Raw genomic sequence first — 21,322 nt, forward strand, 5'->3', positions numbered from 1 at the left:
GCACTCATCGGTAGACACTCATCGAGTGGTCATGAGTCGATGACCCGCCTTCATGTCGGTCACGACGGCCCGGTTGGACCGCCGCGGACGGCCGGTTGGCCGCCGTGTTCACATCTTGCCTATCACGCTGCGCGAGGAACTCCTGCAGCCCGGTCACGTCGAGCGGGCCCGGGACCTTGAAGGCCCGCGGGAACGCCTTGCGCCGGACAGCGAGCTCGAAGCACTCGAGTGTGGGGTGCACATGCGCCCCACGGCCGGGTGCCCGGCGCTCTGGATCCGGGAGGACAAGTCCTCCGGACACCGTCGTCCGCAGCAGGTCTGTCGGACTGGATCGCTTCCGGCACCCGATACAGGTGCGCTCCCGAGCCTTGCCAGGACGCGCGTCTGTCACATCTTCCTCAGGGTGTGGTTGCGACTCAGTCGGCCGACCGAGAGATCAGTCTACCTTCTTGTCCTCACCAGTCACATCGGTATCCGGCCGGATGTCGATCCGCCAGCCCGTCAGCCGGGCCGCGAGGCGTGCGTTCTGGCCCTCTTTGCCGATGGCGAGGGACAACTGATAGTCCGGTACGACGACGCGCGCGGCGCGAGCCGCAGCGTCGACGACCTCCACCGACGTGACCTGCGCCGGGGACAGCGCATTCCCGACGAAGGTGGCCGGGTCGTCGCTGTGGTCGATGATGTCGATCTTCTCACCGTGCAGCTCGTGCATGATGTTGCGCACCCGCTGGCCCATCGGGCCGATGCAGGCACCCTTGCCGTTCACCGACGGGTTGAGCGTCCGGACCGCGATCTTGGTCCGGTGCCCCGCCTCGCGGGCGATCGCGGTGATCTCGACGGTGCCGTCGGCGACCTCCGGGACCTCCAGCGCGAACAGCTTCTTGACCAGGTTCGGGTGCGTCCGGCTGACGGTGATCTGCGGGCCCTTGAAGCCCTTGCGGACCCCGACCACGTAGACCCGCAGCCGCGAACCGTGCTCGTACTTCTCCCCCGGCACCTGCTCCGGCGCCGGCAGCACGGCCTCGATCTTGCCGAGGTCGACCATCACCGAGCGCGGGTCGCGGCCCTGCTGGACGACGCCGGACACGATGTCGCCCTCCTTGCCGGAGAACTCGCCGTACCGGACGTCGTCCTCGGCGTCGCGCAGCCGCTGCAGGATGATCTGCTTGGCCGTCGTGGCCGCGATCCGGCCGAAGTCCTTCGGGGTGTCGTCGAACTCGCGCAGCAGCGCGCCCTCTTCGTCGACCTCGCGCGCCGTCACCGTCACGTGCCCGGTCTTGCGGTCCAGCTCGGCGCGCGCGTGCTGCTGGGCGCCCTCGGTGCGGTGGTAGGCCACCAGCAGGGCCGCCTCGATCGCGTCCACGACGATGTCGAGGGAGATGTCCTTCTCCCGTTCGAGCGACCGCAGGACGGCCATGTCGATATCCATGTCAGTTCTCCTCCACCGCGTCGCCGGCGAGTTCGTCGCCTTCGGCAGGTGCTTCAGTGTCGTCAGTGCCGGTGGGCCGGTTGAACTCGATCTGGACCTTGGCCTTCTCCACGTCGCCGTAGGCGACCGTGCGGAGCTTGCCCTTGACGTCCAGTTCGGCCGCCTCGTCGGAGGCGGTCTTGATGCGGCCGGTCAGTTTCTGGCCGTTGGCCAGCGTGACGGCGACCAAGCGGGTGACGTTGCGGCGCCAGTGCCGGGGCAGCGTGAGCGGCCGGTCGACGCCGGGACTGGAGACCTCCAGCGTGTATTTGCCTTCACCCATGATGTTGCCGTCGTCGAGCGCCTTGGAGAGCGCGCGGGTGACCTCGGCGATGTCATCGAGGTTGATCCCGCCGTCGCGGTCGACCAGCACCCGCAGGATGCGGTGCTTGCCGACCGGGATGATGCCGGTCTCCTCCAGGTCGCAGCCGAACTGCGCGACGATCGGCTGGAGGAAGTTCTCGAGGCCAGAGGTGTCCGTGTGGTCAGTCTTTCGGCTCACAGGTAGACCTGCCTCTCTGCAGTTGTGCGCCCGTTCCGCCACTCGGCAATCCGTCCGAGGGCAGTAGCCCACCTTATCTGCCCCCGGAGGGTGCTCACGTCACCACCTCGTCACAGACCAGTCACCGGGTAAGGTTCCGGGGTGCCGAACGAACCCCTCCGACTCTCGCGCCGCGTCGCGCTGCAGTCCGTCGCTCTGGCCTCAGGTGCCGTCCTGCTGGCCGGGTGCAAGGACGACCAGGCAAGTTCCGGTACGCCGGGAGCCGTCGACCCCGAGTCCGGCAAAACCGTTCCAGCCACTCCGACCGTGGACCCGGCAGTCGTCGCGGCTCTCACCGCTGCGGCCGGCCTGGTGAACGGACTGGTCAGCCAGTACACGCTGATCGGCACGAAGTACCCGGCCTTGAAGGCCAAGCTCGCCGCCGGTGCGAAGTACCACGCGAGCCACCTGGCCAAGCTGCAGGAGACCGAAGGGGTCACTGCCGCCAAGCCCGGGGCGACCTCAGCTCCGACGAGCGCGGCCGCGGCACTGGCTCTGCTGGGCAAGCTCGAGAAGCAGGCCTCGATCGCCCACGCGACCGCCGCCGCCAAAGTGACCGGTCCGCAGGCCCGCCTGCTCGCGATGATCGCCGCCTCCGAGCTTCAGCTCGGCTCGACCCTGCTCCCCACCAAGAAGGGGGCCTCCTCATGACCGTGCACATTGCCACGCTCCGCGCGGCGGGTCCTGAGGCCTGGTTCCCTTTCTTCCCTCGTCACTCCAGTCGCTGCGCTCCCTCCGCTCCTCAGTCCAGAAAGGGGGCCTCATGACCGAGCTCGAAGCTCTGCAGGCCGCGCTGGCCGGCGAGCACGCGGCCCTGTACGGCGTCGGCGTGGCCGGCGGCAAGCTCAGTGGCGCCAAGTTCAAGGCCGCGACCGACACCTTCGACCGGCACCGCGACAACCGCGACCAGTTGAGCGCCCTCATCACAGCGGCCGGTGAGACTCCGGTCGCCGCGGAACCGGCGTACGACCTGCCCAGCCCGGTCACCAACGCGGTCAGCGCCTCAGCGCTGATCCTGGGCATCGAGCGCCGTCTGGCCGCCGTGTACGGCGATCTGGTCGAGGCGGCCGAGCAGCCGCCGGTCCGTCAATTGGCGATCGACCAACTGCTGGCGACCGCGTCGGCACAGGTGGTCTGGGGCGGCGCGCCGATCGCACTGCCCGGCGCCGTTTAGATCCGTTCGGTGACTGGGCGGACACGGTCCGCCGCCAAATACCGATCGCAACGAAGGAATTCCGGCAGAGTTACGAACCGGCCGGAAATTCATAGCGTATTCCCCTTTACTCGCAGCGCGACCTTCCCTATATTTTCGGCCACGGAGACTGGGGGGTCACCGGCTTTCACGACGACCGCGTTGGTGGCGCAGGTCGCGTGCGCAGCAGAGCTCTGAGTGCTGCGATTTCGGCGCGTTCGTAGCGCCTTGTTCCGTGTGTTCACGCTCGTAATTGAGCACCTCAACTTCTTCGGTCCCGCTCGCGGCGTGATCATGGAGGGTGGCGAAGCATGCGTACGTTCGACCTGCGCACCGGCGACGACCAGTTCGTGAAAGACCTGCGAGTGGTCCGGTGGGAACAATACGAACTGGATCGCGAACTGCCGTTCCAGGCCATGTGGTACTCCGTTCCCCCTGGTTCGGAGAGCCCACTCGATCAGCATCCCGAGCTCGAACTGTCCCTGGTCGTTGCCGGTACGGCGCATGTGCTGTCCGGCGGCAACGAGTACGAAGTCCAGCAGGGCAACGCGTTCCTGATGTCGAGCACCGAGCAGCACGTCGTACAGAATCGGTCTGATTCTGTTGAGCTGACGGTCTTCAGTGCGTACTGGATGCCCATCACTGGACTGCACAGCCATGAGTGAGATCAGTGTCTTCACGTTTCCGCAGCCGACCGTCAACGGGCCGCTGCACGTCGGCCACCTGTCCGGCCCGTACCTGGCCGCCGACCTCGCAGCCCGGGCAGCACGTGCTCGCGGCGAGCAGGTCGTGGTCACGAGCGGCCTCGACGTCCATCAGAACTACGTGCTGACGCGGGCCGAGCACGAGGGCCGCGATCCGCACGCGATGACCGCCGAGTTCCGCGACGACATCCTCGACACCTACGCCCGGGCCCGAATCGGTTACGACCGTTTCACCGACCCGCTCGAGGCCGGCTACCCGCCGGTGATCCGGCAACTGATGAACCACCTCGTCACCTCGGGCGCGGCGCCGATGCGCGAGATCACCTTGTATGCCTGCAGTGATTGCGATCGCACCCTGCACGAGTCCTACCTCAGCGGACTCTGCGGCGAGTGCAAGGAACCCGCGGCCGGTGGCGCGTGCGAGGTCTGCGGCACCTTCACGCAGGTCGAGACGATGGTCGATCCGGTCTGCGGCCGCTGTGGTGGTGAGCCCCGTCCGTTCCAGGCCACCGTGCCGGTACTGCGGATGGAGGACCACCGCGCTGCCCTGATCGAAACGTGGCTCCGGGCCGAACTGCCACCGCCCGTGCGCGAACTCGTCGGCCGCGTCCTGCGCGCCGGGCTGCCCGAGATCCCGCTCGCCTACCCGACCAACTGGGGCATCGACGGCGACGGCCCGCTGACCGGCCTGCGGATCGGCGCGTACACCGAAGTCGCGCTCGCCGACCTGTCCGGCATCGCCCGCGCCGTCGATCCCGGCGCCGACGACCTCGCCGGCTACCTGGCCGCGATCGGCCGCATCGGCCGGCTCTGGCATTTCCTCGGCCTCGACAACGCATTCTGGTACGCCGTCTACTGGCCGGCCGTCTGGGCGGCCGCGGGAGTCGGCCGGTCACCGCTTTCCGGTCTGATTGTCAACGAGTTCTTCACCTTCGACGGCGCGAAATTCTCGACCAGCCGGAGACACGGAATCACCGCCACGGAATTACTCCGCGGTCACGACCCGTCAATCGTTCGCTTGTTTCTGGCGTGGGAGCGGCCGGACCGCTATCAAAGCGATTTCCGCCAGCATTCTTTCGAAGCTTTCAGCCGGTACGCCGAACCGCTCCTGGCCGGCCTCAGAACAGTGTCGGAGCCGCTTGATCCGGCGCTCGCGGCGATCGAGCTGGCCCGCGGAGAGGCGGCGCTCACGCCAATCGCCTTCGATCCGCCGCTGGCCGCGCGCTGCCTGCTCACGCTGCTGGCCGGCGGTGCCGACACCGGCTCTCTCCGGGCCGCGCTGACCGGGCTGGGGTGAGCCGGATGCGCATCGGTGTGATCGGCGCTGGCATCGCCGGAGCGCTGCTGGCCTGGCGCCTGAGCAGCCAAGCAACCGTCGACCTCATCACCGGTCTTCCCGAGACCGACGCAACCGCGTCCTCGGGCGGCGGCGTCCGCGGGTTCGAGACGCATCCGCTCCAGCGCCGCCTGGCCATCGAGAGCCTGGCTGAGCTCCTCGGCACGCTCCACGACCAAGCGGCGTACACAGAGACCGGGTGCACGTACCTGCTGCCGTCGTACGACGGACTGGCCGCGGCCGTGGCCGAGGTCGAACACGCCCACCCGGGCTCGACGACCGTCGTCGACCGCACCGAACTGCGTCGCCGCGGCTGGCAAGGCCTGCCCGAGGGCACGGTCGGTGTCTGTGAACGCCGGGCCGGCTTCATCAACCCCGACCGGCTGCGCCAGACCGTCGTACGGCGGTTGGCCACCGGCCGGACGAGTCGGGTTCTCACCGGACCTGTCCTGCGGGTGCTCCCCCAACCCGACGGATCGGTCGCCTGTCGACTCCTAGGCCGGGCCGAGCGGTACGACGCGGTCGTGGTCGCCGCCGGCTCGTGGACCTCGGCGTTCCTGGCCGAGAACCAGTTGCCCGCTCACACCAAGACCAAGTCGATCCAGATCGCCACCTACACCGTGGCCGGCGACCTGCCGACGATGTTCGTCGACGAGACCAGCGACCTGTTCGGACGGCCGACGGCGGACGGCCGGCTCCTCCTCGGGGTCGACACGCAGCGCTGGTCAGTTCCTCCCGGCAGCAGTGCCCCGGTCCCGGACCTGGCCGCCCAGGCGGTCCGGATCGCGGGCGAGCGGCTGCCACACCTCGAGTTGTCGGCGCCTGACCACGTGGTCAGCACGGCCGACAGTTATGCCGATCCACCGGTACTGACCCTCTGGCCGGTCCCTGGTGGAACGCATCGGCTCTACACCTTCACCGGTGGGTCCGGGGGCAGCGTGAAGACCGCGCTGGCCGCAAGCCGGGCCGCAGCAACCGAACTACTGGCAACAGCCAACTCCACTTCGCGGACGGAGCACCAGCGCATGACGATCACCGAACGAGGTATTCAGCAGCAGGTCCGAACCCTGCCCCGCTACCACACCGTGGGTATCGGGGCCGGACCTTCCAACCTGTCCCTGGCCGCGCTCTACAAGAGCGTCACCAGTGACCGGCTCGCCCTGTTCGACTCCCGGCCGGGATCCGGCTGGCACACTCCGTTGCTCTACCCCGGGGTCCGGATGCAGACCGGCTGGATGAAGGACCTCGTCTCGCTGGTCGATCCCCGTCATGAGCTGACCTTCCTGAACTACCTGGTCACCTCCGGGCGGCTCTACGCGCTGATCAACTCCCAGTTCGACTCGCTCCCCCGGATCGAGTACGAGCGCTACCTGACCTGGGCCACCGAACGGCTCGGCGTCGTGCAGTTCGGTGCCCAGGTGGACTCGATCTCGATCACCGACGACGGCTTCGAGATCAGCGTCGACGGCGTACCGACCGCTGTGTCCGAGCACCTCGTCCTCGGACTCGGTACCCGCGCTGTGCGACCGGCGTACCTGAATGGGCTGCCGGCCGAGCGGGCCTTCATCGCCGACGACCTCGGCCAGCGGCTGGCCGCGCTCGACCGCACCGCACCGACCGCCGTGGTCGGCGGCGGCCAAACCGGTCTCGAGTCGGTACTACGTCTGCTCGGCTCAGGATTCACCGACGTGAAGTGGATCGGCCGGAACCAGTGGTTCCGCAGCATCGACGACTCCCCGATGGCCAACGAGCTCTACCGGCCGTCGCATATCCAGTACCTGCAAGGCCTGAACCGCACCACTCGCCGGCAGATGATCGACGACTCGCGCTACAGCGGCGACGCCATCACGCCGGGTGGCCTGCGGGCGCTCTACCAGGCCAACTACGACGGCTTCCTCTCGCTCGGTCAGTTCCCCATCACGCTGCTGCCCGGTCGCGATGTCCGTACGTCGGATCTGCTGTCCGACGACACTATCCGCCTCTGCTGCTCGACGTCCACGCTGCCCGAGGAGCACGTCGTACGGCAGGTGGTTGTCGCCGCCGGCCGCGAGCACGTGCGGGCGCCGCTCGACGACGAGCTGCGGGAGCGGATCGAGACCGACGACGACGGGCACGCGGTGGTCGAGTCGGACTACTCGGTGCGCTGGAAGGGCATGAACGGGCACAAGATCTTCACGTTCAACGCGAGCCGGTACAGCCACGGCCTGACGAACGCCGGGCTGACCCAGCTGCCGGTCCGGGCCGCGATCGTGCTCAACTCGATGTTCGAGCGCGAGATCTACCCGATCTCCGACGACGTCTGCGCGGTGCACTGGTGATCGCTGGCCGAGAAATGACACTGCCGGAACCCGTGTTCCCCGACGTCGACGGGCTGTGGTTCCGGCTCGAGAGCGACGACCCGGACAACGAAGCGCCGTACGGGCAGTATCACCGCGCGGACGACCTCATCTGGGCGGAGTTCTATGCCGGCGGCACGTTGCGCAGCGGCCGGCTGGTCGGTCGGCTCCGCGCCGACGGCACGTTCGACGCGTCGTACTGCCTGCTGACCGAGAGCGGTGAGCTGATCAGCGGCGGCTGCCACAGCGTCCCGGAGTTCGATGCCCAGGGCAACATCGTGATCTCCGACCACTTCGAGCGGGCCGACGGTTCGCGCGGCGTGAGCCGGATCCGGCAGATCCCCAGCCCGATCAGGGAGGCGTGACATGACGAGGCCTCATCTGCTGGTGGTTGCCACCGGCATGCGGTTGTTCCGGGAGTACATCCTGCGGTCGATCTCTCCGCAGTACCGGCTGCACATGTTCCTGCACAGCGAGCCGACCTGGGAGAAGGAGTACCTGGACGGCTGGACCGTGCTGGAGTCCACGCTCGACGCCGAGGCGCTCGTCGCAGCAGCGCGCACGTTGAATGAGGGCGACCCGATCGACGGCGTGCTCTGCTGGGACGAGGCGCGGATCCTGCAGACCGCCCATGTCGCCGAAGCACTCGGTCTTCCGGGCGGTGACGTTGCCATGATCAACCGATGCCGTGACAAACACCTGACCCGTACGGCGCTTGCCGAGCACGGCGTACCGCAGCCGAAGTCGGTGCTGGTGAACACGGTGGACGAAGCGTTGGCGACCGCGGACGAACTTGGCTACCCGATCATCCTCAAACCCCGCGCGCTGGCAGCGAGCCTGGGTGTGGTGAAGGTGAACGACGCCACCGAACTGCGGGACAACTGGGCGTTCGCCCATGACACGACCGTGCCCGAAGCGCCGCACTACGACGTGAAGGTGCTGGTCGAAGAGTTCGCCGACGGCTACGAGATCAGCATCGACGCCGCGGTCTTCCACGGTCAGGTGACGCCGTTCTGCCTTGCTCGTAAGGAGATCGGCTACCCGCCGTACGCGGAGGAGATCGGCCACTTCGTCGACGCCACCGACCCGCTGCTCGCCGACGACCAGCTGCAGCAGGTGCTGGTCGACGCGCATAAGGCGATCGCGTTCACCGACGGCGTCACGCACACCGAGATCATGATGACGGCGGACGGGCCGAAGGTCATCGAGATTAACGCCCGGATCGGCGGTGACCTCATTCCCTATCTAGGCCTGCAGGCGACCGGTGCCGATCCAGGTCTGGCTGCCGCTGCGGTGGCGTGTGGTCGTGCACCCGACCTGGCACCGACGCGGACGCAGGTCGGCGGGGTGCGGTTCTTCTACGTCGACGAGAACGACACCGTGCTCGACTCGGTCGCCTTCGACCCGGTCGATGCGCCGGCGATCGACCAACTCGTCGTACTGATGGAGGCCGGTGAGACGACCAGTCCTCCGCCGGACGGCACGCTGTGGGGCCGGATCGCTTACGCGACCGCCGTCGCCGGCTCGATCGCGGAGAGCCGGGCCGGTCTGGACGAGGCCGAGCGCGCACTGCGCTGGTCCGGTCATCCGAAGGAGCCCGCATCATGAGCGCTGTCGAAGAGCAGGGCACCGGGATCTGGCAGACCATCAGGGAGGCGCCCGCGCCGGTGAAGGCGTTGCTGGTCGGCGTCTTCGTGAACAAGCTCGGCTGGTTCCTGCAGGTCTTCCTGGTGCTGTTCCTGACCACGTCGAAGGGCTTCACCCCGGTTCAGGCCGGTACGGCGCTCGGCGTGTACGGCGGTGGCTCGGTGATCGGCCTGATCATCGGCGGCTCGTTGACGGACAAGATCGGTCCGCGGGCGGCCGTGATGATCAGCATGTTCGGGATGGCCGGGTTCGTCCTGGCGATCGCGTATGTGCCGAACTACGCGACGGTGATCGTCGTGGTCGCCCTGGCCGGCGCGGTCGGGCAGTTCTATCGGCCGGCCTCGGCCGCGCTGCTGACCGAGCTGACGCAGGCGAACCGGCAAGTGATGACGTTCGCGATCTACCGGCTGGCGATGAACCTCGGTACGACGGCCGCGCCGCTGATCGGTGCCGCGTTGGTCGCGATCTCGTGGAACCTGCTCTTCATCGGCGAAGCGATCGCCGCCCTCGCCTATGCGCTGGTCGCGATCGTCGCGCTCCCTGGCCGGAAGCAGGCTGCCCCGGCAGAGTCCACGGAGCCAGAACCGAAGGGCAGCTACCTCGCCGTACTGCGGGATCACAAGTACGTGCTGTTCCTCGTCTGCATGTTCATCAACGCGGCGATCTACATGCAGTACCTCGCCGTGCTGCCGCTGCACATGAAGGCCGACGGGTTCTCGACGTGGTGGTACAGCGCGATGGTCGCGCTGAACGGCTTCATCGTGATCACCTGCGAGTTGCTGGTGACCAAGGTCGTGCAGAACAAGCCGGCCCGCACGGTCGCGATGCTCGGCTTCGTCCTGCTCGGCGGCGGGCTCGCCTTCTACGCCCTGCCCGGCGGGCTGGCGATCTTCGTGATCGGCACGCTGCTCTGGACACTGGCCGAGATCGTCGGCGGGCCGACCATGTTCGCCTATCCCGGCATGGCCGCGCCGAAGCCGTTGCTCGGCCGGTACGTCGGTGGGGCGCACGCGATGTTCGGTCTCGGCTCCGCCCTCGGCCCGTTCCTCGGGGTCTGGGTGTGGAACAGCGCCGGAACCCAGGTGTGGTTGTGGTGCGGCGCACTCGGTGCCGTCGGGTTGGTCCTGGCGTACTTCGGGATGGCGCCGGCGCGCGCTGAAGAGCTCGCCTCTGTTGTTGTCGAAGGAGAACCGGCATGAGTGATTTCGCGATCATCGTGGATCCGTTGTCCACGGGTCAGGAGTATCCGGCCGCGTTCCGGACCGCGGGCCGGCGGCCGGTCGCCGTACTGAGTGGGTTGGAGCCACCACCGGCGTACACGACGAGCTGGAACCCGCAGGATTTCGACCACGTGCACTACTTCACTGGCGACGTACAGGCGTTGGCCGAGGAACTGCGGCAGTACGAGCCGGAGTATCTGGTGCCGGGCGCCGAGAGTGGCGTCGAGCTGTGTGATCAGCTCATCGAGATCCTGCTGCCGGGGACGGGCAACGTGCCCTCGTTGGCTTCAGCGCGGCGTCACAAGTGGGACATGGCGCAGGCTTTGACGGCGGCCGGCGTACCTCGGTTGCGGCAGGTGCTGACCGCCGATGAGGCCGAGGCCGAGGAATGGTTGCGGGCCAACGATCTGCTCGGCCGGCGGCTGGTGATCAAGCCGCCGAAGAGCGCGGCCGGTGACGAGGTGTACGTCGTCTTCGAGGGCGGCGACTGGCGTGAGCGCTTCCACCGCGTGCTCGGCCGGGCGAACAAGCTGGGGCTGATCAACGACGCCGTACTGATTCAGGAGTACGCCGAGGGGACGGAGTACCTGGTCGACACCTACAGCGTCGACGGCGTGCACGCGCTCGTCGACGTCTGCCGGTACACGAAGGTCGGTCGCGGCGACAAGATCGGCATCTACCGGCGGATCGACTTCCTCGCCGAGGACGACCCGGAGGTGCAGGCGCTTTGGCCGTACACCCGCGACGTCCTCGACGCGGTCGGCATCCGGATCGGCTGCGGGCACGTCGAGGTGATGATGACGGCCGACGGTCCGCGCCTGATCGAGGTCGCGGCCCGCCCGGCCGGCGGCGGTCACCAGATGGTCAGCGAACTGGCCACCGGGGACAACCACATCAAGCGAACCGTCGCGCATCGCGTGCGCGGTGAGGTGCGGGACGGGTTCGACCTGGTCCAGCACCTGCGCGGCATCTTCATCATCGCGCCTTCGGAGGGCTACTTCCGCAATCGCGAAGTGTTCGACGGCATCGAGTCGCTGAAGTCGTTCCACTGGATGAAGGTGCTGCACGAGGCGGACGCCGTCGTACCGGCCACGGTCGACCTGTTCACCTGCCTGGCCTGGGTGATCCTGATCCACAGCGACCCTCAGACCCTCGACGAGGACTACCAACGTGTCCTGGAGATGGAGGCCAAGATCGTCATCGAGACCCCCTAGTACGTCGTACCGGGTCCGGGCGGACCACCAACCGCCCGGGCCCAGTGCAAGAATCCCCTGCATGCCAGGTCCGACTTCTCCCTGCCCGTGCGGCCTCCCCGCGACGTACGCCGACTGCTGCGGCGCCTTGCACAACGGCACCCGTACGGCGGCCACCGCTGAGCAGCTGATGCGGTCGCGCTACTCCGCCTTCGTGGTCGGCGACACGGCGTACCTGCTCCGCACCTGGCACTCGACAACCCGCCCACCCCAGCTGGAGCTCTCCCCCAACATCCGCTGGACCGGCCTCGAGATCCTCAGCACCACCGACGGCACCCCCTTCCACACCGAAGGCACCGTCTCCTTCCGCGCTCGTTATGCGGGCGGCGCCCAGCAGGAGAACAGCCACTTCACGCGCGAAGCCGGCGAATGGAAGTACGTAGGGCAGTGAACCCCTCCGGCCCAGCCATCTCATGGGTTCACCCATGAGGTTGTGGGTTCTGGACCCGCATGCGAGTACAGAACCCACAAGCGGATGGGTTAACCCATCAGATGGTGAGGGGCTGGATGTTCTCGAGGTCGGCGAGGAGGCTGAGGTGCTGGGGGTTCCAGCCGAGGGCTTGGCGGGTGTGGGCGCTCGACGAGGGCTGGTCGGCAGCGAAGTTTGGGCCGATCAGGCCGAACTCCTCGACGGAGACCGCTTTGACGGGGAGGTTGAGGCGGCGGCCGATGACCTCGGCGATGTCGGCGACCTGGTCACCTTCGTCGGCGACGGCGTGCCAGTAGGTACCGGCTTCGGCGTTCTCTAGCGCCAGCCGGAAGAGGACGGCCGCATCGAGGGCGTGTACGGCGGGCCAGCGCTGGGTGCCGTCGCCCGGGTAGGTGACGACGCCGGTGCGGCGGGCCATCAAGGCCAGTAGGCCGGCGAAACCACCGTCGCCGTTGTTGTGCACCGTGCGCGGCAGGCGGACGGCCGAACTCCGGACGCCCCGATCGGCCAGCGCCACCACACCAGCGACCGCGAGACTGCGCCCACCGACCAGACCTTCGGTAGCTAGCGTGTCGGTCTCGAGAGACGGCCGGCCCGGTGCGGTCGGCGTACCGGAGACTGTGACGAACGGCTTGCCACTTCCGGCCAGCTCCTCCCCCAGAGCCTGCAGAGCGGCCGTCTCCTCAGCCACGTTGGCCGCCAACGCCTCGGCGCTACTGAAGTCGTTGCCAAAGGCAAGGTGGATGACGCCGTCAGCCTGAGCCGCGCCGCTTTGGAGTACGTCGAGGTCGGTGAGAGCGCCGCGTACCGTCTCGGCCCCAGCCTGTACGGCGGCCTGTGCCGAGGCGTCGGAGCGGGTGAGGGCGAGGACGGTGTGGCCGTTGCTGAGCAGTTCGGCGACGACGGCGGAACCGACTAAACCGGTACCGCCGGTGATGAAGACCTTCATGAGAGCTCTCCTGCAAGTGATGGGACCTTTGTCCCATCACTCTACGCCGCGATGGGACAAAAGTCCCGTCACCTATGATGGTGCTATGAGTCGCTGGGAACCGGGAGCGCGCGAACGCCTCGTGCTGGCCGCCGTCGACCTGTTCACCGAGCAGGGGTACGACGCGACCACAGTGGCGCAGATCGCGGAGCGTGCCGGCGTCACCAAGAGCACGTTCTTCCGCCACTTCCCCGACAAGCGTGAACTCCTCTCAGCCGGCCAAGAAGCCCTCAGCCAACTCCTCACCGAAGGCGTCGCCGAAGCACCCGCCGACGCCACACCCCTCGAAGCAGTCGCCGCCGGTCTGGCCCGCGCCGCAACGTTCATGGGTCCCCTGAACCGCGAGCTGGCCCCCCGCCTCAAGGCAGCCATCGCCGCCAGCACCGAACTCCAGCAACGCGACGCCCTCAAAACAGTCGGCCTCACCGCCGCCATGGTGGATGCGCTGGTCGCCCGAGGCATCCCTGACCCAGTCGCCGCGCTCGCCGCCGAACTAGGCGCCCTCGCCTTCAAACGCGGCCACCTCACCTGGTCCGAAAGCGACCGCGCCGACGCCGAGTTCGCGCCGTACGCGCTGGCGGCCCTCAAAGAACTCCAAGCCGCAACCACCGCCCTCGGCTAACACGCACCGGCGGTAGGCGATGCTATGGGGATGGAGTACGTGTCCAGAGCGCCGCGACCGCCGCTGGATGGGCTCGTCGACGACCTCTACTACCTGGAGGGTGCGTCGCCGTACGCGCGGCTGACGCTGCCGCCGATGCCCGGTGCGTTGCTCATCGTCAACCTCGGGGCGCCGTTCCGCATCCGGGCCGGCACGGACATCAAGACAGCCGAGTACGCCGATGGCTGCGTGATCACGACGCCCACCCGCGCAGTGGAGTTCGGCTATCCACCGCGGACGCGGTCCGTCGGCGTGCACCTCAAACCTTGGGGCCTGGCGCCGTTGCTGCTGATGCCCGCGGCCGAACTGTGCGACCGGCCGGTGACGATAGAGCAAGTGTGGGGCCGGCCCGCCGTCGCCGAGCTGCGAGACCGGCTGGCCACGGCGGCCGGACCACACGAGATGCTGACGCTGCTCGAGGAAGAGCTAAGACGACGGCTCCGCGAGACCGCCGGACTGGGGCTGGTCCGCCATACGAGCAAGGTGATCGCGGCGACCAACGGGGCTGTGGCGATCGGCGATCTGAGCATGGCAGCCGGTGTCAGCACCACTCACCTCGCACAGCGGTTCAAGGAACTCGTCGGCGTCACACCGAAGCGGCTGGCCCGCACCCAGCGCTTCGCCACCACCGTATTGGCGATCAACCCCGCCGTACCGATCGACTGGGGCGACGTCGCCGCTCGCGCAGGCTACTTCGACCAGGCTCACTTCACCCACGAGTTCCGCGCGTTCACCGGGCTCACACCAACCCAGTACGTCGAGGTCCGGCGACGCTTCCTGCGCGAGCATCCCGACCACACGCTCGACAGCTGGCCGCTGCCGGCCGATTGATTTCTTACAAGAGTGGCGGCTCACCACACGCTAATTTGGGGGCACCCAAAGCAGAGGAGAGCCCCGTGGGCAAGGTTGTCATGTACAGCACGGTGTCGGTGGACGGTTTCGTCGCGGACGAGAACGATATGCCCGGCCCGCTGTTCGACTGGTTGACCAGCGGTGACGTCCCGCTGGACGAGAGTGGCCAGCTCAAGGTGTCGCAGACCTCCTACGACTACACCCGCCCGTACTGGGACCAGATCGGCACGATGGTCGCCGGCCGCCACGTCTTCGACATGACGGACGGCTGGGACGGCAAACCTCCAGGCGGCATGGACCACGTGGTCGTCGTCACCCACCGGCCGGCCCCCGAGGGCTGGGACCCCGAGGCGCCGTTCCACTTCGTCAACGGCATCGAGGCAGCCATGGCCAAAGCACAGGAGCTAGCCGGTGACCGCCTGGTCGAGGTCGCCGCCGGCGACGTCGGCGGCCAGATCCTCGCCGCCGGCCTGGTCGACGAGGTCCGCATGGACGTCGTACCCGTCGTCTTCGGCTCCGGAAAACGCTACTTCGGATCAGTCAACGCCCAGCACCTGCTGGAAGATCCCGACGTCGTACTCCAGGCCAACCGAGTCCTCCACCTCCGCTACCAGGTCCGCCACTGACCGATCGCGGGCCAATTTCGTCGGGGTTGTTCTTCGCTTCTTCCGGCTCGCGTCCGCACGCGATCCGACTGTGACCAGCGGATGTGAATCACAGCGCCGCGACCGGTACTCCCTACTACTGCGAGGCGGAGATCCGCCGGGCGGGACGGGGAAGCGATGAGCATCGACAGCCAATGGCAATACGGCCGACCGTACCGCCGGAGCCGCCTTCGCCAGTTTGTGACGTCCCCGTTCAGGTTCGCGAAATGGCTCGTCGTACCGGAGGGCGACCGCGCTCTTCCCGGCGGCTACCAGATCCTGTACTACGTCCGATCAGTGGTCGCCCTCGCGGTGATCCTCGGCATCAGGGCGTACCTCGGCATTCCGCAGGCGGACGAGGCACCGACCGCGGTCGTGTTCGCGCCGTACGTACAGATCTCGATCATGCTCACTCTGACGATCCTGGCCACCGCTGTCCTGCCGTTCACCAACTGGGGACGCGGAACCCACCTCGGCACGTCACCCGGGCGGCAGCGACCGCGGCACCGGCCGGCCTGGGCCGTACCGATTCAGAGCGTGCTCCTGTCCCTGGTCAGCGCGGTGATCACCATCGCCGCCGCCGCGACGATCGGATGGGTGACCATCGACGTCACCGATCGCAAGGAAACCGAACTCGCCCAATTCATCGATGCCCACCTGTGGTCAAGCGCCCTGCTGGTCGCCACCTGGCCGTTCTTCCTGTGGTGCATCGCGTTCCTGTTCACCATCCAGTGGATGGTCGTCATCCACGGGTTCCGTTGGGCTGACGGTCACCCTTTCCTCGCGCCCATCCTGAGTGCCTGCACCGCTTGGGGCATGAGCATTTACGGGATGGTCTACGGCGACGCAGCAACCATGGGCGCCGGCCCGGGACAGGTGCCCCCGAAATTCGCTCTGTTCCTCAACATCACCGGGCCCGTCGTAGTGACCGCGCTGGCGGCCGGCGAGATCTGGTACCGGCGCCGCATCGCGCGGCAAAGCGGACGCTACTGATGAGGAGCCCTCGCCAGCCTTGCTAGGAGCAGATCAGTCCTTCTCTTCGCGGACGTCTTTCCCTTGTTCGGCGAACGCCTTGAAATCCTGCAGGTGCTGATGCGATTGCTTGTGAAAGGCGCGGGGCATCAGGAGCGCCATCACTCGCATCAACAGACCGCTGAACCGGAACTCGCTCTCGCTCTCCCAGTACGTCGTCTCCGGAGTGGCTGCGGTCAGCCGATCGCGAACGACGCTCCACATGCCCGCGCCGACGATCTCGCGATCGAAGTGAACGACGGTCCCTTCGGGGATCCCGTGGAGGTCAGCCGGCTCCCGGCGCGTGATCGTTTCGGTGCATTCCATCTTTCGCTGTCCAGACTGCATCACGACCCGCGACGTCGTACCGAGCTCTCCGTGGATGCCGCTGAGCGGCTCGTGCAGCACCACGCCCCGCAGCCATTTCGGTAGGTGTTCTGGGTCCGCGAGCAGTTGGGCCACCTTCTCCAGCGGCAGGGCGATCTCGATCGAGTTGGTGTATTTCATGGCGTGCATTCCTTCTAGGTGACGTCGGGTGCGTAGAACCTGGTAGTGGCCTCGACTGCGGCCGCGACCTGCGCCGGTTCGCCACCGGCGGCCAAGTGAGCCTCGCCCCAGGCTGCGGCGCTGCGCCGGATGAACTCACGCGGCTCCTCGTCGTTGCCGGAATCGCCATCGGCCAACAGCCGGGCCAGGGCCAGGAGAGCCAGGTCCCAACCAACGCCGCCGGCACCAGGGCCGTAGGTCGGGAAGAGAGGCTCGTCGACGAACGCCGAATGGATCAGCTCGAACTCGGTGTCGCCGGTCGAGCCCGGGACCAAGCGCACTTCCACCTCGCTGATGCCGGGCCTGGCGTCGGCCCCGTAGAGCCAGGACACCTTGAGCAGACGCGGCGGCTCACACCCGAGGATCTCGCCGTGTTCGCCACCGTCCAACTCGAACTTCCCGCCCAGCCGCAGATCCCCACTGACCGGCCGCAACCATCGACGCACCCGGTCAGGGTTGGTCAGGGCGTCCCAGACATCGTCGATCTGCGCTTGATACCGGCGCCGCACCTCAATCGTGTAAGCCTCACCGGCCGGCACGCTCCCCTTGCCCATAGCTCGCTGCGCAGCGGCCAGTTCGTCCAGCACGTCCTTCACGTCATGTCCCCATCACTGACAAATCGGGCTGCACTCCTACCCGTGGCATGACGGGAGAATACCGACTTCCACTTATATAAGCCACACCTGCTATTCAGACGCCGGTGGTGAAGAACTGGCGTACGACGAGGCCGCCTGAGGCGGTGATGAGGGGTGGCAGGGCAATCCACAGGGTTCGAACAGGCACTTGCGCCGAGGAGCGTCGTCTTTGTGGAGTCTCGTTGCCACATAGCGGCCTCAGCACTCCACAAAGCAGCCCTCAGAACCGAGCTGGGCGGCCCTGCGTGGTCGGAGTGTCGCTCTACCAGACGACGTCGTTGAGCGCGGGCCACGGCGGACCGTCTCGCAGGGCGCGAAGGAACGCCACTCCCGATTCTCTGCCACTCGGGTGCTGGTCGCCGAGACTCCAGCGATGCGTTGCGACGATGGCGAGTACGACGCCCCGGCACTCGCCGACCACGTCTTGGTCAGCGTCGGGATAGTGCCGGCTGACCTCGCTGGGCACCCACGCCAGGTCGTACTCGACAGGCCCGCGGGCGGTGTTCTCGAAGTCGATGAAGAGCGGCCCGTCCTTCGTGGTGAGGATGTTCAACGGGTGCGGCTCGCCATGCAGCACTTGTACGGCGCCGCGCCGGTTGACGATTGATCGCCCCAGATCGTGCAGCGTATTAGCGAGCAGCGCTCGATCCGTCTCCCCGAGATCGGGAGTGACGTCACGGTTGGCAATGTCTCGTTGAGTAGCAGCCACTCGATCCATGAAGTGTGGCGTCACGACCTCGATCCGCCGCAGGCCGGCATGTAGACCTGCGAGCGCCCGTGCGTACTCAGCCGGTGGAAACATTCGAGACTGCGCAGGTTCGAGGTGGGCCCACAGGGTGATCTTGAAGCCGTCGTTGACGAAGACGCGTGGTTCGACCCGAGGCTCGACCGGGGCAACCGGGCTGTCCATCTGCGCTAGCTGTCTCACGAGTTCAACCTCTTGCTCTGCGCTGGCGAAATGCGTCATGGGCGTGACTCGGGCGACGGTGTCGCAGGGCATCAGGCGGATGACGAGCCGGTTCGAGTCGCTGAGAACGATCGCGTCGTCGACGGCCAAGTCGAGTTCTGAGGCGATCGACATCGCCGCGGCGACGGCACGCCGTACCTCAGTCGCTTCCATCGCGGCGTCCCCTCCCGTCGAGGAACTCCCTGATCGCCTGTTTGGACTTGAGCACATGCAGGGTCGCGTGTTGCCCGTATCGGGCGATGATCGCCTGCTCGCGTTCGAGTTCCGTACGCCGGTTTCGCCAGATGAGCGGGATCAGGCGCCATTCATCGCGCAATCGTTGCCAGGCCGTGTACTCGCATCCTTCAGGCAGCTTGTCCGGCATTCGGCAGCCGCGCAGCAACGCTCGTCCCGCGCACCGCCACCACGGCGTGGCCAGGACCACCACGGTGTCGGCGCGTTCGAGCCGGAGATCGAGCGTCTCGGTGTAGTTGCCATCGGCAACCCACGCCTCGCCGGCGAGGAGGCCGCGTTGTTTCTCGCGCCATTCGGCCTCCGACGGTTCGGTCCAGCCCGCCTTCCAGAAGTGCAGGTCCAGATGAATGAGCGGCAGGCCGGACTTGACCGCAAGTGCCCGGGAGAACGTCGACTTCCCGGATCCAGCCATCCCGGTAACGACGATGCGGCGTTGAGTTTCGTTGGGGTACATGACACCTTCGCAGGATTCGCAGTGGTGCCAGGTTCGACTACCTGTTGGCTGTCTGCACCGTGGTGTCGAAGCTGGCAAATGGCCTTCTGCGACACGGCAGGATCAAGGATGCCCCGGCGGCGTTCTCGGGACTGCCAAGCACGCCAAACAGGGCCACCGGGCAAGACTCCCCCGCGATCAGAGAGTTCCCGGCAGCATCGCCATGCTGCATACCTCCGCAGCACGCGACGACACGTCCATACCTACCGTGTCAGCGCGTGCCCCACCGGCCGGGTAGGTGGCGATGCACCCGACCCCAGACGCCATCTGCCATGAGCAGCCTCTCCAACGAAAGTTCAAGGAACGGCCCGCAAACGCCAGCCGTCCATTCACAACGATCCTAACCGCTCGCGCGGCAAGCGCAGCCGGGCGGCAGCCCACGGCGTCCGGCCCTTGGCGAGACCGACGTACTCGTGTCCGAGTTTCTCCCGGACGACGGCCGCGGCACGCCCCGACTGTGCGGAGTATGCCGCCGGTAAACGTTGCATCACGGCACACCTCCCCCACTCGACGGTGATAGCCCGGTCGCCCGGCAGCGCCGAGTCGTGTACCGACGGACGGGTAGAGGTTCGACCAGCCCTGGATCGCGCCGCCTGCGGGCACAAGCGCAGACGGATTACAGGGAGCACTACCCGTTGGTCGGCACGCCCCACCGGCGCCACTGACCAACTCACCTTCACCAAAGGCCGTCAGCCGAGCACAGGATCCACGACCACCCGCGCCACGGGATGCGTGCACGGGTGGGGTTGACCATATGGGCCGGATTAGCGGCGGCGGCGCCAGGGGCCGGTGATGGCGTAGGTGATGCCGGGGTTGTAGACGTTGAAGAACATGGTGCGGCCGTCGGCGGAGAAGCCGACACCCGTTAGCTCGCCGTACTCGGGGTCGGTGGGGGTGCCGATGTTGACGGTGTTCTTGGCGAACTTGAAGACCTGGCCGTCCTCCGTCGTACCGAGGATGTGCTGGTCGCCGATGCCGTCCTCGCACATCATCAGGCCACCGTACGGCGACATGGTGATGTTGTCGGGGGCATCGAACTCGGGGTTGTCGGAGCCGGGCTTGGAGCGCTTGAAGATGACTTCGAGGCGGAGGGTGTGTTTGCGCGGGTCGTAGCGCCAGACCTGGCCGTCGTGGTCGATCTTGGGGCCGAGTTCGGTGCGGGCGAACGAGGAAACGAAGTACACGCAGCGATCGCGGGTCCCCCACCAGCAGCCTTCGAGTTTGTAGCCGCCAGTGATGGGCTTGGCGTAGTCCTGCGCTCGCACGGACTCGGTCTTGGCCAGCGGGTCCGGGACCTTCACCCATTGGACGCCGTGGAAGATCGTGCCGGCTTCTTGGACGGTCGACATGTCGAGCAGGCCTGGGATGTGCATGGCCTGCAGTTCGCCGCCGTGGCGGAGCGAACCCCAGCCGCCGCGGGGGTGGTTCGGGAGGAAGCGGTAGAAGCCGCCGAGGGGTGCGACGAAGGCGTCTTCGGTTTCGTAGACGATGCCGGTCGAGGGGTCGATCGCTACTGCCTCGTGCTGGAAGCGGCCCATCTCCTTCAGCGGGAACGGGTTGTTGTTGCGGCGGTCGTCGTACGGGTCGACCTCGAAGATGAAGCCGTGGTCCTTGGTGTAGCCGCTGTTGCCGGCCTTGAGTTCGGTCTCCTCGCAGGTCAGCCAGGTGCGCCACGGGGTGATGCCGCCGGAACAGTTGATCGCCGTACCGCCGAGGCTCACGTACTCCTTGGTCGCCCGCAGATGCCGGTTGACGATCAGCGTGCTGGTACCGCCGGCGCCGCCTGGGTCGTAGGTCCGCTCCGGCGGTGCGACGACCTTGATCTTCGAGGTCGGGCTGCACTCGTGGTTGCGGACCAGCCGTGCGCCGCCGTCGCGGTCGGGGAAGGTACCCATCCCGTCGAAGCGGCTCGGGGTCTTCAGGCCGTCGGGACGGACGGTGCCTTCGCGCGACAGGACGTCGTACCGGAATCCGCGGGGCAGGTCGAGCATGCCCGCGGGATCCTCGATGAGTGGGCCGTAGCCGATCTTGGGGCCGGACGTGCCGAGCGCCGGCTGCGCGGTGTAGAGCGCCTCCACCGAGCCTGCCACCGTGACGGCGGCTCCGGCCGCGGCGGCGGTACCGACGAACTGACGTCTGGACAACTGAGACATGCGGGCGGCCT

The 21,322-nt window shown here is 67.3% G+C and carries 24 protein-coding genes; 14 read left to right on the forward strand and 10 right to left on the reverse strand.

Features of this window, described 5'->3' with window-relative positions:
- Positions 1-4 precede the first annotated feature (4 nt).
- From ACFVWG_RS05850 to rimP, 3 genes are read right to left on the reverse strand one after another with little or no spacing between them, the layout of a single operon-like run.
- Positions 5-391 carry a YlxR family protein gene (locus ACFVWG_RS05850; RefSeq protein ID WP_391541994.1) on the reverse strand — a complete coding sequence of 129 codons (387 nt, stop codon included), beginning with the start codon at positions 389-391 and terminating at the stop codon, positions 5-7.
- Between the two features lie 45 nt (positions 392-436).
- Positions 437-1,429 (reverse strand): transcription termination factor NusA, encoded by a 993-nt coding sequence (gene nusA / locus ACFVWG_RS05855; RefSeq protein WP_391541995.1) that lies wholly within the window; start codon positions 1,427-1,429, stop codon positions 437-439.
- A 1-nt stretch (position 1,430) separates the two neighbouring features.
- The gene (rimP, locus tag ACFVWG_RS05860; protein WP_391541996.1) at positions 1,431-1,970 is read right to left on the reverse strand and encodes a ribosome maturation factor RimP; all 540 of its coding nucleotides are present in this window, start codon (positions 1,968-1,970) and stop codon (positions 1,431-1,433) included.
- 141 nt (positions 1,971-2,111) lie between these two features.
- On the opposite strand from rimP, the gene ACFVWG_RS05865 reads away from it, so the two are divergent.
- The 10 genes from ACFVWG_RS05865 to ACFVWG_RS05910 all read left to right on the forward strand — a co-directional run bounded on the left by ACFVWG_RS05865 (position 2,112) and on the right by ACFVWG_RS05910 (position 12,088).
- A complete protein-coding gene (locus tag ACFVWG_RS05865; RefSeq protein ID WP_391541997.1) occupies positions 2,112-2,660 on the forward strand; it encodes a cell division protein FtsK in 549 nt (182 codons plus the stop codon).
- A 112-nt stretch (positions 2,661-2,772) separates the two neighbouring features.
- Positions 2,773-3,183, forward strand: a complete 411-nt coding sequence (locus ACFVWG_RS05870; RefSeq protein ID WP_391541998.1) for a ferritin-like domain-containing protein — start codon at positions 2,773-2,775, stop codon at positions 3,181-3,183.
- A 329-nt stretch (positions 3,184-3,512) separates the two neighbouring features.
- Positions 3,513-3,866, forward strand: a complete 354-nt coding sequence (locus ACFVWG_RS05875; RefSeq protein WP_391541999.1) for a cupin domain-containing protein — start codon at positions 3,513-3,515, stop codon at positions 3,864-3,866.
- A complete protein-coding gene (locus ACFVWG_RS05880; protein ID WP_391542000.1) occupies positions 3,859-5,202 on the forward strand; it encodes a class I tRNA ligase family protein in 1,344 nt (447 codons plus the stop codon). Before ACFVWG_RS05875 ends, ACFVWG_RS05880 begins: the two co-directional genes overlap by 8 nt.
- Positions 5,203-5,207: 5 nt before the next feature.
- Positions 5,208-7,559 carry an FAD-dependent oxidoreductase gene (locus ACFVWG_RS05885; RefSeq protein ID WP_391542001.1) on the forward strand — a complete coding sequence of 784 codons (2,352 nt, stop codon included), beginning with the start codon at positions 5,208-5,210 and terminating at the stop codon, positions 7,557-7,559.
- A gap of 14 nt (positions 7,560-7,573) precedes the next feature.
- A complete protein-coding gene (locus ACFVWG_RS05890; RefSeq protein ID WP_391542002.1) occupies positions 7,574-7,942 on the forward strand; it encodes a hypothetical protein in 369 nt (122 codons plus the stop codon).
- Position 7,943: 1 nt separating this feature from the next.
- A complete protein-coding gene (locus ACFVWG_RS05895) occupies positions 7,944-9,185 on the forward strand; it encodes an acetyl-CoA carboxylase biotin carboxylase subunit family protein (RefSeq protein WP_391542003.1) in 1,242 nt (413 codons plus the stop codon).
- Positions 9,182-10,423: an MFS transporter gene (locus ACFVWG_RS05900; protein WP_391542004.1), complete on the forward strand. Its 1,242-nt coding sequence runs from the start codon at positions 9,182-9,184 to the stop codon at positions 10,421-10,423. The genes ACFVWG_RS05895 and ACFVWG_RS05900 overlap by 4 nt, the downstream gene beginning before the upstream one ends.
- Positions 10,420-11,658 carry an ATP-grasp domain-containing protein gene (locus ACFVWG_RS05905; protein WP_391542005.1) on the forward strand — a complete coding sequence of 413 codons (1,239 nt, stop codon included), beginning with the start codon at positions 10,420-10,422 and terminating at the stop codon, positions 11,656-11,658. The genes ACFVWG_RS05900 and ACFVWG_RS05905 overlap by 4 nt, the downstream gene beginning before the upstream one ends.
- A gap of 61 nt (positions 11,659-11,719) precedes the next feature.
- Complete coding sequence (locus tag ACFVWG_RS05910) at positions 11,720-12,088, forward strand: YchJ family protein (protein ID WP_391542006.1); 369 nt, start codon at positions 11,720-11,722, stop codon at positions 12,086-12,088.
- A gap of 97 nt (positions 12,089-12,185) precedes the next feature.
- Here the strand turns inward: ACFVWG_RS05910 and ACFVWG_RS05915 are convergent, their stop codons facing one another.
- Positions 12,186-13,076, reverse strand: a complete 891-nt coding sequence (locus ACFVWG_RS05915; protein ID WP_391542007.1) for an SDR family oxidoreductase — start codon at positions 13,074-13,076, stop codon at positions 12,186-12,188.
- Positions 13,077-13,161: 85 nt separating this feature from the next.
- Between ACFVWG_RS05915 and ACFVWG_RS05920 the strand changes: the two genes are divergently transcribed.
- The 4 genes from ACFVWG_RS05920 to ACFVWG_RS05935 all read left to right on the forward strand — a co-directional run bounded on the left by ACFVWG_RS05920 (position 13,162) and on the right by ACFVWG_RS05935 (position 16,265).
- A complete protein-coding gene (locus ACFVWG_RS05920; protein ID WP_391542008.1) occupies positions 13,162-13,737 on the forward strand; it encodes a TetR/AcrR family transcriptional regulator in 576 nt (191 codons plus the stop codon).
- Positions 13,738-13,767: 30 nt separating this feature from the next.
- Positions 13,768-14,607 carry an AraC family transcriptional regulator gene (locus ACFVWG_RS05925; RefSeq protein ID WP_391542009.1) on the forward strand — a complete coding sequence of 280 codons (840 nt, stop codon included), beginning with the start codon at positions 13,768-13,770 and terminating at the stop codon, positions 14,605-14,607.
- 65 nt (positions 14,608-14,672) lie between these two features.
- A complete protein-coding gene (locus ACFVWG_RS05930; RefSeq protein ID WP_391542010.1) occupies positions 14,673-15,254 on the forward strand; it encodes a dihydrofolate reductase family protein in 582 nt (193 codons plus the stop codon).
- 156 nt (positions 15,255-15,410) lie between these two features.
- A complete protein-coding gene (locus tag ACFVWG_RS05935; RefSeq protein ID WP_391542011.1) occupies positions 15,411-16,265 on the forward strand; it encodes a hypothetical protein in 855 nt (284 codons plus the stop codon).
- Positions 16,266-16,298: 33 nt separating this feature from the next.
- Here the strand turns inward: ACFVWG_RS05935 and ACFVWG_RS05940 are convergent, their stop codons facing one another.
- The 6 genes from ACFVWG_RS05940 to ACFVWG_RS05965 form a co-directional block, all read right to left on the reverse strand.
- Positions 16,299-16,790: an SRPBCC family protein gene (locus ACFVWG_RS05940; RefSeq protein WP_391542012.1), complete on the reverse strand. Its 492-nt coding sequence runs from the start codon at positions 16,788-16,790 to the stop codon at positions 16,299-16,301.
- Between the two features lie 14 nt (positions 16,791-16,804).
- Complete coding sequence (locus tag ACFVWG_RS05945) at positions 16,805-17,425, reverse strand: SRPBCC domain-containing protein (protein WP_391542013.1); 621 nt, start codon at positions 17,423-17,425, stop codon at positions 16,805-16,807.
- Between the two features lie 301 nt (positions 17,426-17,726).
- The gene (locus ACFVWG_RS05950) at positions 17,727-18,584 is read right to left on the reverse strand and encodes a phosphotransferase family protein (RefSeq protein ID WP_391542014.1); all 858 of its coding nucleotides are present in this window, start codon (positions 18,582-18,584) and stop codon (positions 17,727-17,729) included.
- Positions 18,571-19,119 (reverse strand): hypothetical protein, encoded by a 549-nt coding sequence (locus ACFVWG_RS05955; RefSeq protein WP_391542015.1) that lies wholly within the window; start codon positions 19,117-19,119, stop codon positions 18,571-18,573. The genes ACFVWG_RS05950 and ACFVWG_RS05955 overlap by 14 nt, the downstream gene beginning before the upstream one ends.
- Positions 19,120-19,487: 368 nt before the next feature.
- The gene (locus tag ACFVWG_RS05960; protein ID WP_391542016.1) at positions 19,488-19,646 is read right to left on the reverse strand and encodes a hypothetical protein; all 159 of its coding nucleotides are present in this window, start codon (positions 19,644-19,646) and stop codon (positions 19,488-19,490) included.
- 276 nt (positions 19,647-19,922) lie between these two features.
- Entirely contained in the window at positions 19,923-21,311 is a 1,389-nt protein-coding gene (locus ACFVWG_RS05965; RefSeq protein ID WP_391542017.1) for an alkaline phosphatase PhoX, read from the reverse strand.
- Between the last annotated feature and the right edge of the window lie 11 nt (positions 21,312-21,322).

Source organism: Kribbella sp. NPDC058245, from assembly GCF_042882005.1.
Lineage (GTDB): Bacteria > Actinomycetota > Actinomycetes > Propionibacteriales > Kribbellaceae > Kribbella.